This is a genomic window from Bradyrhizobium sp. Pha-3, assembly GCF_042258615.1.
Taxonomy (GTDB): domain Bacteria; phylum Pseudomonadota; class Alphaproteobacteria; order Rhizobiales; family Xanthobacteraceae; genus Bradyrhizobium.
On sequence record NZ_CP170152.1, the window covers coordinates 6,031,775 to 6,044,737 of the forward strand.

General features: G+C 63.2%; 14 protein-coding genes. 1 reads left to right on the top strand and 13 read right to left on the bottom strand.

The features are described from left to right. Positions 1 to 84 precede the first annotated feature (84 nt). Positions 85 to 1,200 carry a hypothetical protein gene (locus ACE10Z_RS28680; protein ID WP_375783758.1) on the top strand — a complete coding sequence of 372 codons (1,116 nt, stop codon included), beginning with the start codon at positions 85 to 87 and terminating at the stop codon, positions 1,198 to 1,200. 42 nt (positions 1,201 to 1,242) lie between these two features. Here the strand turns inward: ACE10Z_RS28680 and ACE10Z_RS28685 are convergent, their stop codons facing one another. The 13 genes from ACE10Z_RS28685 to ACE10Z_RS28745 all read right to left on the bottom strand — a co-directional run bounded on the left by ACE10Z_RS28685 (position 1,243) and on the right by ACE10Z_RS28745 (position 12,901). Next, positions 1,243 to 1,791 carry a tetratricopeptide repeat protein gene (locus ACE10Z_RS28685; RefSeq protein ID WP_375783759.1) on the bottom strand — a complete coding sequence of 183 codons (549 nt, stop codon included), beginning with the start codon at positions 1,789 to 1,791 and terminating at the stop codon, positions 1,243 to 1,245. Positions 1,792 to 1,905: 114 nt separating this feature from the next. Then, positions 1,906 to 2,307, bottom strand: a complete 402-nt coding sequence (locus ACE10Z_RS28690; protein ID WP_375783760.1) for a hypothetical protein — start codon at positions 2,305 to 2,307, stop codon at positions 1,906 to 1,908. Positions 2,308 to 2,319: 12 nt separating this feature from the next. Then, a complete protein-coding gene (locus ACE10Z_RS28695; protein ID WP_375783761.1) occupies positions 2,320 to 3,975 on the bottom strand; it encodes a type II and III secretion system protein family protein in 1,656 nt (551 codons plus the stop codon). Positions 3,976 to 4,399: 424 nt separating this feature from the next. Next, positions 4,400 to 4,822: a TadE/TadG family type IV pilus assembly protein gene (locus tag ACE10Z_RS28700; RefSeq protein ID WP_375783762.1), complete on the bottom strand. Its 423-nt coding sequence runs from the start codon at positions 4,820 to 4,822 to the stop codon at positions 4,400 to 4,402. Continuing rightward, complete coding sequence (locus ACE10Z_RS28705; RefSeq protein ID WP_375783763.1) at positions 4,819 to 6,138, bottom strand: pilus assembly protein TadG-related protein; 1,320 nt, start codon at positions 6,136 to 6,138, stop codon at positions 4,819 to 4,821. Before ACE10Z_RS28705 ends, ACE10Z_RS28700 begins: the two co-directional genes overlap by 4 nt. An 8-nt stretch (positions 6,139 to 6,146) precedes the next feature. Continuing rightward, complete coding sequence (locus ACE10Z_RS28710; protein ID WP_375783764.1) at positions 6,147 to 6,626, bottom strand: hypothetical protein; 480 nt, start codon at positions 6,624 to 6,626, stop codon at positions 6,147 to 6,149. Positions 6,627 to 6,672: 46 nt separating this feature from the next. Next, on the bottom strand, positions 6,673 to 7,581 hold the full coding sequence (locus ACE10Z_RS28715; protein WP_375783765.1) for a type II secretion system F family protein: 909 nt from the start codon (positions 7,579 to 7,581) through the stop codon (positions 6,673 to 6,675). Continuing rightward, entirely contained in the window at positions 7,578 to 8,498 is a 921-nt protein-coding gene (locus tag ACE10Z_RS28720; RefSeq protein WP_375783766.1) for a type II secretion system F family protein, read from the bottom strand. The genes ACE10Z_RS28715 and ACE10Z_RS28720 overlap by 4 nt, the downstream gene beginning before the upstream one ends. Positions 8,499 to 8,503: 5 nt before the next feature. Next, on the bottom strand, positions 8,504 to 9,949 hold the full coding sequence (locus ACE10Z_RS28725; protein ID WP_375783767.1) for a CpaF family protein: 1,446 nt from the start codon (positions 9,947 to 9,949) through the stop codon (positions 8,504 to 8,506). Further along, on the bottom strand, positions 9,946 to 11,148 hold the full coding sequence (locus tag ACE10Z_RS28730) for a CpaE family protein (RefSeq protein WP_375783768.1): 1,203 nt from the start codon (positions 11,146 to 11,148) through the stop codon (positions 9,946 to 9,948). The genes ACE10Z_RS28725 and ACE10Z_RS28730 overlap by 4 nt, the downstream gene beginning before the upstream one ends. Beyond that, the gene (cpaB, locus tag ACE10Z_RS28735) at positions 11,148 to 12,107 is read right to left on the bottom strand and encodes a Flp pilus assembly protein CpaB (RefSeq protein WP_375783769.1); all 960 of its coding nucleotides are present in this window, start codon (positions 12,105 to 12,107) and stop codon (positions 11,148 to 11,150) included. Before cpaB ends, ACE10Z_RS28730 begins: the two co-directional genes overlap by 1 nt. 1 nt (position 12,108) lies before the next feature. Next, on the bottom strand, positions 12,109 to 12,615 hold the full coding sequence (locus tag ACE10Z_RS28740; protein ID WP_375783770.1) for a prepilin peptidase: 507 nt from the start codon (positions 12,613 to 12,615) through the stop codon (positions 12,109 to 12,111). A 67-nt stretch (positions 12,616 to 12,682) separates the two neighbouring features. Continuing rightward, positions 12,683 to 12,901: a hypothetical protein gene (locus ACE10Z_RS28745; RefSeq protein WP_375783771.1), complete on the bottom strand. Its 219-nt coding sequence runs from the start codon at positions 12,899 to 12,901 to the stop codon at positions 12,683 to 12,685. Between the last annotated feature and the right edge of the window lie 62 nt (positions 12,902 to 12,963).

A 12,963-nucleotide genomic window follows, 5' to 3' on the forward strand; every position in this document is an offset into this window, starting at 1 on the left:
GCGGTACCCGCACCGGAGCGGAGCGGCTGCGCGACCGGTTGCCGGGGCATCGAGAGGCGCCAAATGAGGTTCAATCTGGCGATCTTGAGCGTGCTCGCCGCAAGACCCGAGCAACGGATCCCGCTTGAAGAGGTCAGCCGCGAAGTCAAGCGCATGATCGCTGCCGGCGATGCCGCCACGAAGCTGAAGCGATCGGCAGAACTGGGCGACGCCGACGTCTTCCAATCCGGATGGGCTTCGATCAATGAGGCCGGGCTGCGGATCACGGACTCCGGCCTCGCGCTCTGGCGCGAGCTTGAAGCGTCCCGCGTCGAACAGGAGCTCATAGAGCAGGAGCTCGGCGAACAGCAAGCGGAGGGCGTGGAGACCGCCGCTGCCGACCCGCGCGATGCGATCAGCGATGCTGTTGTCGAACGGCCCGACGCGATTGATCGGCAAATCCTTCGCGTGATGGAAGAAGGCCTTGCCGATCGCACGACCTTGGGCGCAAGCCGCGCAACGGCAGCACCCGACCCGCCCGCGCGCGCCCCGATCATCCCCGAGCCGGCATTCGGCTCCATTCACGAGACGGACCGAAACGTTTCTCGGCTCTCGCGCCTTGTAAAACTCCTAGGCACCGGCATGCCGAGATTTGCCCGGGCGCGGCGGCGGCGTTCCGAGGGCGACGTGCCGGATCGGAAAACGGCCAGTGGCGTCGGAATGTCGGGGCTGGCCGTTGCATGCCTCAGCCTGATCTCGGTCGTTGCGTGCGTTGCCGCAGCGATCGCACTCGGCCAGATCTCGTCGCTGAAGTCGGACAACGCCGGGCTGCGGCGCGAGCTGGTCCCGTTGCGGGAACGTCTCGTGCGACTCGAACAGGACGCCGCGAGACGCGAGGCCGCGCAACAGGAGCAAGCGCAAGCCAGGCTTGAAGCGGACAGGAAGGCCGCTGACGCCGGCAGCGAACAAACTGCGCTCAACCTCTCGCGGGAAGAGATTCAGATGATCAAGGAATACATCAAGGCGGCCCCTTCGGCCGGCGGCGGCGGACCGCCGATCAACATCGGCGATCCCATCACCGGCGGAATGATCCCGTTGCCGTCGCCGCTGACGGAGAAGGCGCCGCGGCTGATCGGTGCGAGATTTGCGATCCGCAACGGCGTGATCATCATCAGCGCACGAAGCAGCCGCCGCGTCGATGCCGTGCTGATGCCGAATTAGATCGGCGCGGCGGCACCGATTGCCGCCGAGACCGCGATCAGCCTACGGCTGATTGTTCGGCGGCCGCTCGATGAACTTCCGGCTGCCGTTGAGAAGCTCGAGATTGTTGGCGATCACCGGATTGCCCGGATCGAGCGAATACGCCTTCTCGAACTTGCGCCGCGCGCCGCTCAGATTGCCGCGCAGCATGAGGGAATAACCTTGATCGTTAAGGATTTGAACGGTCTCGCCGCCAAGCCGGATCGCCTGCGCATAGGCCTGATCGGCAAGATCAAACCGACGGATCTTGTCATAGCTCGCCGCGAGCCCGACCCAAGCCGTCAGGTCCTTCGGCGATTTCTCGACCGCGTCCTTGAAATAGCGCTGCGAGATTCCGTAGTTGCCGCGGTTGTATTGCTCGAGCCCCATCCGCACCGGCTCATCGGAGGGATAGTACTTGACGTCGGTCGGCTCCTGCACGGGGTCGCCGCCCGGCGGATCCACGGGTGCAACGATCGCGGCCTCGCGCGTCGTGTAATCGCAGGCCGCGAGGCCCGCAGCCAGCCAGCAGCAGGCGAGCGCCGGAATGAGACGCCGTAATCCTCGTCCCACGTTCCAGCTCCAGCGACTTCCCTGCGTCATTCGAAAACCCATCGTGAAACTACCTAACAAAAAACAGACGGCGCGATCCGACGCTGTCAGCGCCAGACCCCAATCTTTAGCTCGTTACCTGCCCCCTCCTCCTACCCCGACGGCCAGCGATCCACCGGTCCCCGCGCCCAATCCGGTTGTGTTGACGTTCTGAATTGTTGTGACAGGCGGCGCCTGGCCCATTGCCTTGGTCGGATCGCCCATATCCGGCAGCTGATCCAGCGGCCGCTGCTGATAACCGTAGCGGGTGATCGCACCACTTGTCCGCCGCGCGTCGTACGCGATCCTGCGATCGCCGACATATGCCGGCCATGGGTGGATCGTGTGGGTGGCGGCGTTGACCTCCTTGGCGTTGCCGGCGCTCATCGTGATGGTGTCGGAACGCTGGACGTAGCGGTCCATCTCGTCATGCCCGTACACGCCGTAACAGCCGCCAAGCAGCAAGGGGGCGAACAGAGCCAGATATCGGACAGTCATCTCTCGCCTCCTCTAGTTCAGGGTCTTCACGACCGGCTGGTTTGCAACGGCAGCCGGTGGCGGAACGGGGGCAGCGGGCGCGATAATGTGGCCATAGGGCCCCTTCACGTCGCCGCCGGAATTGACGTAGTCGTCATAGCGCTTGCGGACTTCCATCTGGCCATTCAGGAAGAAATCGACATCGTTGGCCGGAAGGCGGGAGTCGAGCGGCGATGCCAGTTGCTGGCCGGGGACCGCCGGCGCCACCAGACGCGGCGTCACGATGATGACGAGGTCGGTTTCCTGCTGCTGGTACGACTTGCTGCTGAACAAGCTTCCAAGCACGGGCACCGAGCCGATCCAGGGCAGCTGCGAAACGTCCTGCTGATTGCGGGTCTGCAGCAGGCCGGCGATCGCAAAGCTCTGGCCGTCGCGCAACTCGACCGTGGTGCGCGCGTCGCGGCGGGTCAGAGCCGGGATCGTCGTGCCGGCGATGGTCACCGCGTTGGAGAAATCGAGCTCGCTGACCGAGGGCTCGACGCGGAGATTGATCACGCCGCGCGAGAGCACGGTGGGGACGAACGCCAGCTCGACGCCGAACTTCTTGTAGTCGATGGTCACGGTTGGCAGTGCGCCCGCGACCGCCGTCGAGGCGATGGGCACCGGGAACTCGCCGCCGGCCAGGAAGCGCGCGGCATCGCCGGAAAGCGTGGTCAAGTTCGGCTCCGCCAGCCGGCGAGCCAGTCCCTTGGTTTCCAGTGCGGTAATCAGCAGGTCCACTGAACTGCCGTTGCTGGTTCGAAGAATGCTCGTCAGCAGACTTCCGAACGGAGGCGCAGCTACGCCGCCGGCAGTGGTGGCGAGCGTTCCGAGCGTTCCGAGCACAGGAAGACTGCCCGTGGGAGGGGCACCGACTTGACCGCCCCCGGCGCCGAAGGTGCCATTGTTGGTGTTGATACCGCCAATGGGAGTTCGACCAGCGGCTACGACGCCGCCGAGCCCGGAATTGGCAATGTTGGTGCCATTGGCGTTGGCCGCCATGAGGTTCACGCCGAGGTCGCGTCCCGCGGCCCGATTGACCTCGAGGAAGCGCACCTCGAGCATCACCTGCTGCGGCGCCGCAACGCTCATCGCGTTGACGACGATGCCGCCTTGGGGAACGCTGCCCTGGGCAATCGTCATCGCACGCTCCGCGGTGACCGCATCGGGAGCCATCCCGCTCAGCACCACCTGGCCTTCCGACGCGGACACGCGAATGCCGCGCGCACCCGTGCCGGTCTGGATATTCTGTTGCAGATTGCCGATATCGAACGTCACGTCGACATCGAGAATGCCGATCTGCTTCATCGAGCTGTCGAACAGGATGACGTTGGTGGTGCCGGTCTTCTTGCCCTGGACGTAGATGAGGTGGTCGCTCAGCGATTTCACATCGGCGATATCGGGCGAGCCGGCGACGATCGACGAGAACGCCGTCTCCACCCTGAAGGTACGTGACTTGTTGAGCGTCACCCTGACGCGCTGGACGTCGCTCATCTCGCTGACGAAGACGCCGCTGGACGACGGCGCCCGCCGGTCGGCGGCCGCGGCAGGATCGGCGACATGAATCAGGGCAACGGCAGCGCCAAGCGTCATCGCGCTCCAGGCGACCAGCCTACGTCCCGCACCATCCGAAACGCGACTTCCCATCATGCCAATCCCCTTCGCCGCGTTTCCACGACGACCCCCGTAAATCTACGGCACCGACGTCCCGATCACTCCCGTTCGTCCACCACGCCGTAGAGCTTACAGACTGTCCGACTACAAATAGTTACTTCACGAATTCCCATTCCCCGACGCGACGAGCTGAAGCAAAGGGCAGCTCACCCAGGGACGCATCCCGACGCGACGGACCGCAAATGGCGGCTTGGTGATCATCCCCCGCCACGCGCCTTGATTGCAAGGAAAGAGCCCCACCGGCCTGCGCCAACCCAGGAGAAAACTCTGCCATGTTGCTACCGCGCACCACTTCCCTAGTCCGCTTGGGCTATTTGCCGGCTGTCCAACAGGCCGAGGCCGATCCGGCGGTTGGCGATTCGGAACAGCCCCCCGGTCGGCCGCGACGAAGCGGGTCCTCTCAGTATGGAATATTGGTGGACGCGCTCGGCGCGTTGAGCGTCGTGCCCCATATCGGCATCAGCATGGTGAAGTTTAACTGCTGTGCCTTCACGACGATCGCAGATCCGCCCGCGGACGTTGTCACCGTCGTGGTCACCGTCGGCGTGAGACCGGCGCCATACAGGAACGGGGCAATGGTCCGCTTGTCCGCATCGGCCAGGTAGTCACTGGTACAGGTGGATGGCGAATTGGACGCTATTACAGCGGGCGTGTAGCATTTGATCATGTTCGCCCGAGCGCTCGCATCCGCAAGCATGCGCAACGACTGCATCGTGATCGTGTAGCGTCCGAAATCAAAGATCGCGAAGATCAGGGTGAACAGAGGCACGGCAGCAAGGCAAAACTCCAGGGCCGCCATGCCACGTTGGTCGAGCCTTCTCATGACGGCACCAGATACACGTTTTGGACGTTGGGCTTCGTTGCCCCATCTGAATTACAGGTGGAATTGTCCAGCCTCGTATTGCCCTGGAATTTCACCGAATAGGCTATGACCTGATAGCAACCGGTAGAGGGGGCACCCGAGCTGTTACCTGAGTACATAACGGGACTGTTCGGTACGTAGACCGTGCCATTGAAATAGCTCGTGGAGGAACCACTGATGTTGACGCCGCCGCTGGTCGACTCATCATCATAGATGAGAACATCTTTCAGCAGGGCCTTGGCCGTTGCCGACAATGTGGACGGCCCCGCGGGCGACTTCATCGCCGTCAATTGGATCGTCGGGTTTCCGGTGATCCTGAGCGATCCGCCTTTGAAGAATATCAAGGTAGCCGTTCCCGTTATGGTTGGACTGCCATTGATTCTGACGTTCCCCGTAAAATAGTACGTGCCGCTCAACGTGTTGGGGATCGAATTCCCGGTATTGTAACAGGCTCCTGCCTCATACGAGGTGACTGTCCCGCCGCACGACTTGTTCGGAAAATCATTCGGCACCTTCAACGCCCCGATCGCAGTGGCCAATCCACTTAACGGATCGGGGATCGGTTGCTGATAGGTTTTCACGTTCGTGCACTGGCTTCCCCCCGTCTGGGAGCAGCCGCCGACCGTGTAGCTCGGCGCATTCACCTGGATGCCGGCATTGCCCTTGAAGCCGATGGCGTCCGAGGCCGTGCTATTCGACGAAATGCCGCAGCTTGGCGATGATACGGTCGGGCTGCCCTGGAACGTGACAGAGCCTGTGATCGCCAGCACACATGGGGGTTGCGACAGACTGCTGACTTGGGCGACGCCCGTCGCGGTCACCGTGACCGTCGATAGACCCAGCACCGCGGCCAGATATGTCGGCTGCTGCTGGGTAATGGTGGCCTTGACGAAGGTTCCGGTGGCCCCATTCCACGTAGCCACCGAAGCGATCGTGACAGTTTGCGTGATTCTGCTCGGAAGGCTCGTCGAACAGTTGGTGCCAGGATAGGACGTGTCGCCCGAATTGCAGAACGCGTTCTGGGCTGCAGCCTGCCTGCCGCGCCAATCGTACAGCTCTGCATTGTCGCAGGTTACACCGGGCTGCGCAGCGTTGCCGCACGCGACCCGCAAGGCGCCTGAATAGGCGGCTGCATCGGCTGCACCTTGGGCGCGCTGCTTGATGGCGTACCACGTCGCGGCCTCACCACCGAGCGCCATCATTCCGATCAACGGCACCAATGCAACCACGGTTGCGAATGCGGCTGAGCCTCGACGGCAACGGAGCATGTTACGCATGGAAGCACCTATTGAAATCGTTCCGAGTAATACAGCGTGAACGCACAGGGATTGCTGGTACTTCCGCTGTTGCACAACGCCGACTTCAACACCATCGGCGTCAACGTGATCGTCGTGGAGTAGCGATAGTACTTCGGCTTGGAGGGATCGGAGTTGGTCGAATCGCAGACGGCATAGCTGTCGCCGCAGATGAACTGGAGGCTTGGGATCGGGTAACGGGAATCGGCCTTGGCGAGCGCCGTCGTCACCCAGCTGCTGTTCGCGTTGGTGACGTCAGGCGGCGTCGAATACTGGATGGATTGCCCGAACGCACGCAGCGCCGCGTACGCCGATACGTATTGAAAGCCCGCCATCGCAAGGTCGGCAAGCGGCAGCAGGACCGCCATCATCAGGAAAAGGTAGATGAACGGCATCTCGAACGCGACGACGCCGCGCTGATCCGCGATCAGGGAACGATACTTTTTCCGGCAGGGCAAAGAATGCGGCACGTTGGCACCTTCACGCTACGGTTCGACGAATGCTCGCTCTCATGGCTCACTTGCCGAGGTCGGCGAATGTGCGCACGAGATGCATGAACGGGCTTGCGCCCAGGATGACGAACATCGCCGGCAGCAGGAACAACACCATCGGAACGGTGAGCTTGGCGCCCAGCTTGTGCGCCCGCTCTTCCAGCTTGGTGATGCGCTCGCGGCGCAAATCGATGGCGATGCTGCGCAGCGCCTGACTGAGCGGCGTGCCGTATTGCAGGCTCTGGCTGACCATGGTGCCGAAGCGGCGAAGCCCTTCCGACGTCAGGGAAAGCTTCTCGAATGCGTCGGCGCGGTTCGGCAGGATCCGGAGATCGTCGAGCAGACCGTGCAACACCTGCGCGATTGCAGGATTGTTCTCCTTCATCTCGTCCGCCACGCGTTCCAGCGCGCTCTCCAGGCCCATGCCCGCCTCGCTGCATACGACGAGCAGGTCGATGGTGTCGGGCGTGCCGACCCGGATCGCCGCATCGAAGCGCCGCTTCAGGACGAGCAGAACAAGACGCGGGGCCATGATGCCGAACGCCACACCAAGCAACGTAAGGATGATCACGTCACCGAACGAACCTCCGGTAACTTGCGAGAGCGAGAAGGCGGCGGCCGGAAACGCAAACGTGCTGACGGTCTTGAAGCCGATCCAGATCGGCAGCATTCGGTGATGATTGAACCCCGCCGCCTGCAGAATCATCCGCAGCTGGTCGAGATTTTCCTGGCCGTAGAAGCGCCTGTAGCGCTCACCGACCGACGAGAGCCAGCCGATCAGATCCTTCGACGAATTCGATCGGTCGGGAATGCCCTGCACGGCATTCGACACGCGGGTGTCCAGGGCGCGAATGTGGACCTCGCGGATGATCAACAGGAAAGTCGCAGCCGCGGCCACGACGGCAAGGGAGGCAAGACCGAGACCAGCCGTCATAGCGTCGTTTCCCTTCTGATCATCCAGCGGATCACGAAGTGCCCCATCAGGACCGAGGACACCACGAAGGCGAGCAGCATGTGTCCGACCGGATCGTACAACAGCAGATCGATCGATGGCGGGTTGATCATGTACAGCAGCCCACCGACGATCAGCGGCGCCGCCGTGAGCGCGCGTGATGAAAAGATGACCTCGCCCGCCAACGCCTTGGCACGAGCCGCCAGTGCAACCCGCTGTCTCACCGTCTCGCCCAGCGTGTGCAGCGTTTCGGCAAGGCTGCCGCCGGTCTTCAGTTGCACCGCAAGCGTGACCGCGAACATCGCATATTCCGCCACCCCGGTTCGCCGATAGACCGCTTCCACGGCTTCCTCCGCCGACCTGCCGAAACTCAATTCGCTGCAGACGATCGCGAACTGGCCGGCCGTCGGTTGCGGCATCTCCTTGGCGATGGTGCGAAACGCCTCGTGGACCGGCAGCCCCGATCGAACGGTGCTCGTCACCAGCTGCACCGTATCGGGAAGCTGACGGAACAGGAGATCGGTGAACCGGCGCTGCTGCCATCCAAACAGACCGCGCACGGTCAGGATGGCCACGATCGCGGCCGCGATGGCGGCATACTCGCCGGGGAAGTTCAGGATTCCATTCACATAGAAAATTACCGCCGCGGCCAGGCCCCCTGCCAGCAGCACGTAGACCGGGCGCACCACGTACACGATATCGGGACGGTAATTGGCGAAGCGATAGACCAGACGCCAACGCGACGTCTGGGCCGCGCGACGGATGGACACCAAGGCCGCCGCTTCGACCGCCGGCAAGGCATTCTCGAGCTGACGCTCCATCCGCTGGTGTCGCGCGTCGAGCCACAGCGTATTGCCTGCCGCACAGACCAGAAGCACCAAAACGATGACCAGGGGCATTGACATCAGATATGCCTCATCGCTTCCGCCCAGGTTCGATCGAGCCCATAATAAACCAGGCGGCTCTTGAACTTCGGGACCGCGTTGGTGGACCTGTAGGTGCCCGAGATCCGCCCGTGAACGTCCTCTTCCTTGTACTCGAACAGCGCAATGTCGTTGGTGGTGATCACTTCGCCCTCGAGCCCGATCACCTCGCTGACCTGCACGATGCGGCGCTGGCCATCGCGCATGCGCTCGATCTGCACGATGAGATCCAGCGCGGCGACGATCTGGGCGCGGATCGCGCGCGACGGCAGGTTCACCTGGCCCATCTGCACCATGTTTTCGACGCGGGTCAGTGCATCGCGCGTGCTGTTGGCATGCACGGTCGAGACTGATCCATCATGGCCGGTGTTCATCGCCTGAAGCATGTCGAATGCCTCGGCGCCGCGCACTTCGCCCACGACGATGCGGTCCGGCCGCATGCGCAGCGCATTCCACAACAGATCGCGCTGGGTAACCTGCCCGGTCCCCTCGAGGCTCGGAGGCCGCGTTTCCAGGCTGATCACATGCGGCTGCTGCAACTGCAACTCCGCCGCGTCCTCGATCGTGACGATGCGCTCGCTGTTGTCGATGAACTGGCTCAGCGCATTCAGCAGCGTCGTCTTGCCGGAACCGGTGCCGCCGGAAACCAGCACGTTGAGGCGGCAGCGGGACGCGATCTCCAGCAGCTGTCCGAGCGCGGGGGTCATGGTGCCGTTCTCGATCATGCCAGCGATATTGAGACGCCGGCTGGGGAATTTTCGGATCGAGATGCAGGGGCTGTGGACCGAGAGCGGCGGCAGGATGATGTTGACGCGGCTGCCGTCCGGTAGACGGCAGTCCACCATCGGGCTCGACTCGTCGACGCGGCGGCCGACCTGCGCGGCAATCTTCTGCGCGACGGCGGCGATATGGTCGTTGTCGCGAAACCGGACCGCAACCCGCTCGAGCTTGCCGCCGCGCTCGACGTAGACGTTGCTCGGCCCGTTGATCATGATGTCGTTGATCGTCTCATCCAGCAGCAGCGGACGAAGCGGCCCGTAGCCGGTCATGTCGTCGGCGATTTCCTCCGCCAGGAAGAGCTGCTCGCGGCCCGACAATTCCAGCCGCTCCTGGTTGGCGATGCCGTGGATGATTTCCTCGATCTGCCGCCGCAGCACGTCGCGGGAGACCGTCGTGGCAACCGACGGCTCGATCTGCTCGATCACCCGTTCGCGCAGCGACGCCGGCATCACCGGATGGTGCGTGGCAGGCTCGTCATGCTTCGGCGCCGATGCGAACAGGCTGGACGCCGATGGCGACGCGCCCGATTCCTCAAACGGCAAGGCCGGCGGGACCGGCTGCACGCTTGGTGCCGTTGGCGGCGCGACCAGCACCGCTCCGGGCATCCGCACTGGCATCTCGTCTGCGCGCCTGCCGAATTTTTTCATAGCCCGAGCCACCTCTTCCAGCCGGCCTTTTTCTTGGCACCGACGCCGGTGATCTCCCGTACGATCGGAGCAAGGTGACGCCGCAGTGCCGATACATGCTTGAGCGCGGGAACGCCGAGGTTGACCGCCTGGGTCATTCCCTTGCCGAGATCGGGGATCACCATGTCCGGCTCGGCGCCCAGCGCCTTGACGATCGTCGACCTCGGCAGTCCGCCGGCACGATCGGCGCGATTGAGCAGGGTGAAGACCCGATCTTTGCCGGCGATGTTGGTGACGGCGTTGCGCAGCGCGTGGGCATTGCGCAGGCCGGTCACCTCGGCTTCCAGCAGGACCAGCACGTGACGGGACATCTTGATGACCGGATAGATCGACGCCGGGAACGGCACCGGCACGTCGACGACGACGTAGTTGAATCGCTGACGGAGCAGACCCAGCACGTGCCGGACGCCCGCTTCGGTGATGTCGAGCTTGGCGTCGAGGTCTTCGTCGCCGGAAATCAGGCAGACCCGATCATTCACCTCGATCGCCGCCCGCTCGAGGAACAGCGTGTCGGCCCGCATCGGATTTTCAAGCGCGATGCGCAGACCCGGCCCAGGGCGAACGCCGAGCATCACGGCGGTCTCGCCGCCCTGCAGATGCAGGTCGAGCAGCGCGACCTTGGCCTTGGTGGTCTCGGCCAGTTGCAACGCGAGGTTGATCGCGACGCTTGTCGCGCCGGCGCCGCCCTGCGCACCGCAGATCGAGACCACATGCCCGCCACGATCGCTCTGGGCGGGTGCGGTGTCGCCCAACAATTTCGGACGGAGCTGATCCAGCACCATGTCGCGGGTGATCGGCGTCGGAAGGTATTCGGTAAGGCCGATTTCCATCAATTCGCGATAGAAGGTGATCTCCCTGTTCTCGCCGATCAGACACACCCGCACATCGGGCGGGCAGACGCTTGCGAGACGTTCGAGTTCCGTGAAGGGATCATCGATCCCGCTGATGTCGGTCACCAGGGCGAACAGGTCGGTATCGGTCTCGAGCATGCGCGTGGCATGACGGATGGTGCCACGCCGTATCACCAGGTTGCTGCCATCGAGGCCCTTGCGGAGGGCCGCAGCGCTCAGTTCGTCGTTCACGAAGCAAACGATGCGGTTGCGCGCGACAAGGGACGTCGTCTCTTCCGGTTGGTCCACCATTGCCATGTTCACACTCATCACCGTTTCTCCGGCCCCTTGCCCGCGTCACTGACCACCGCCGTGGTCTGACGATCGGCGTCGAACTGCCCGTCGCAGCCCGCGCGGACGTCATCGTCCACGTCCTGCTTCCTGACCGAGTATTGCTTGACGTCGCTGCCGGTATAGATCGCGACCATCGTGCTCTGGCCGGCAACCGCACTCTGGCGCGCCAGCTCCGGCGACACGTCGCAGCTGGACGTCGCACCCGTGTCGGCCTTGTCCCACTGCTCGGCCGCAGCGCGGACGACGAGCGAGAGCGTTCCTAGCTGCTTTGCGACGGCGACCTTCTTGACCTGCTCCGGCTTGAGCTCCAGCGACACGGTTTGCGCCGTCTTGCCTGCGATGGTGTTGGTGACGGTGCGCCCGCCCTGCGCGATCTCCTGATCGATGGCGATCACGCGCACATTGGACAGAACCGTCTCGCTGACGGCTCGGCGCACCGGAGCAGCCTTCTCGAACACCTGGGTCAGCACCACGTCGACATTGTCGCCCGGCCTGATCAGACCCGAGACGCCGGTCTCCTCGTCGACCTTGATGCTGATGGCGCGGCTGTCCGGCGCCAGAACGCTGGCGAGGAAGCCGCGATCCTTCGGACGCAGAATGTCGTCCAGGGTGATGGCGCTGCCGGCGTCGACGAACTTGCGAACCAGAGAACCGGGAAGTCCGGCCTTGGTGTCCGGGCTTTCGAGGATCGCCCCCGCGGGCACTTGATTCGGCGCCGCCTGGCGTATGGTGAAATCTTCGTCGCGCGCCAGCGTTCCTTTCGGAAGCGCGCGTGCCGCGACAAAGTAGCCGACGGTCGCCGGCGCGACCGGCTTTTCCGCAACTACCTCTGCGACCTGGTCTTTCGGCCGGTTCGCGTTATAGGCGATGAGCCCGAGCGCCGTCGCCGCAAGCAACAGCACCATGATGATGGAAACGCGCAATGCGGAGGACATGTCAAAATCCTTTGCTCAAAATAGTCCAGATACCACCGCACGCGATGGCAACCCCGTAAGGCAGCGGCGCATGTCGCAAATGGCGCCAGCGCTCGACCACATAAACCCTTCGCACCAGCGACGATCCGGCGGGCGCCAGCTTCGGTTGCGGCAGACGGCGCATCACCAGATGCACCGCGGCCAGACCACCGCCGGCCAATGCGGTTACCATCAACAGCTCGATCACACCGGCCAACGGGAGACCGACCGCCAGGGCAACCAGCAACTTGACGTCACCGCCGCCGATCATTCCGCGCTGGTAGATCACGAACAGCAGCAGAAACAGGATCGAGGCGACGATCAGCGACTGGCCAATCTGCATTGGGCTCGCCAACTGACCGACGATCCCAAGGAGCGCCAGCGCCAGGCAAACTTCATTTCGGATCAACCGTGTCGCGATATCGATCGTTGCGACATAGAACAACAATGCGATTTCCAGACACGAGGTCGTGGACGCAATCCAACTCATGAAATAGCTGCCTCAGGGAAGGCGGGGGCATGAAATAATGCCCCCTCCGAAATGCCGCCCTCTGGACTTAGTGGGTAGTAATTGCAGTGTTGACCGCGGTGCCGACAGTGGTGATGGCGTTGCTCAGCGTCGTCGAAAGCGTATTCGCACCACCTGTACCGAACGCAGCCGCCACCGCCGCAACGACGCAAGCTGCGACGATCACGTATTCGAACGACACGACACCGTCCTTGTCCGCGCGCAGACGCTTCAATGCATCCGCAATAATGATGTAAGACTGCAACATAGGAAAAAGCTCCTCAACTCACACATATGGCAATCTTGTTGACAGCTGTTGGCAAGAAAACC

Coding starts and splice junctions, on each gene's coding strand:
- ACE10Z_RS28705 (WP_375783763.1), bottom strand. CDS start 6,138: ATGCGTAACATGCTCCGTTGCCGTCGAGGCTCAGCCGCATTCGCAACC.
- ACE10Z_RS28700 (WP_375783762.1), bottom strand. CDS start 4,822: ATGAGAAGGCTCGACCAACGTGGCATGGCGGCCCTGGAGTTTTGCCTT.
- ACE10Z_RS28725 (WP_375783767.1), bottom strand. CDS start 9,949: ATGAAAAAATTCGGCAGGCGCGCAGACGAGATGCCAGTGCGGATGCCC.
- cpaB (WP_375783769.1), bottom strand. CDS start 12,107: ATGTCCTCCGCATTGCGCGTTTCCATCATCATGGTGCTGTTGCTTGCG.
- ACE10Z_RS28745 (WP_375783771.1), bottom strand. CDS start 12,901: ATGTTGCAGTCTTACATCATTATTGCGGATGCATTGAAGCGTCTGCGC.
- ACE10Z_RS28720 (WP_375783766.1), bottom strand. CDS start 8,498: ATGCCCCTGGTCATCGTTTTGGTGCTTCTGGTCTGTGCGGCAGGCAAT.
- ACE10Z_RS28690 (WP_375783760.1), bottom strand. CDS start 2,307: ATGACTGTCCGATATCTGGCTCTGTTCGCCCCCTTGCTGCTTGGCGGC.
- ACE10Z_RS28695 (WP_375783761.1), bottom strand. CDS start 3,975: ATGATGGGAAGTCGCGTTTCGGATGGTGCGGGACGTAGGCTGGTCGCC.
- ACE10Z_RS28730 (WP_375783768.1), bottom strand. CDS start 11,148: ATGAGTGTGAACATGGCAATGGTGGACCAACCGGAAGAGACGACGTCC.
- ACE10Z_RS28740 (WP_375783770.1), bottom strand. CDS start 12,615: ATGAGTTGGATTGCGTCCACGACCTCGTGTCTGGAAATCGCATTGTTG.
- ACE10Z_RS28715 (WP_375783765.1), bottom strand. CDS start 7,581: ATGACGGCTGGTCTCGGTCTTGCCTCCCTTGCCGTCGTGGCCGCGGCT.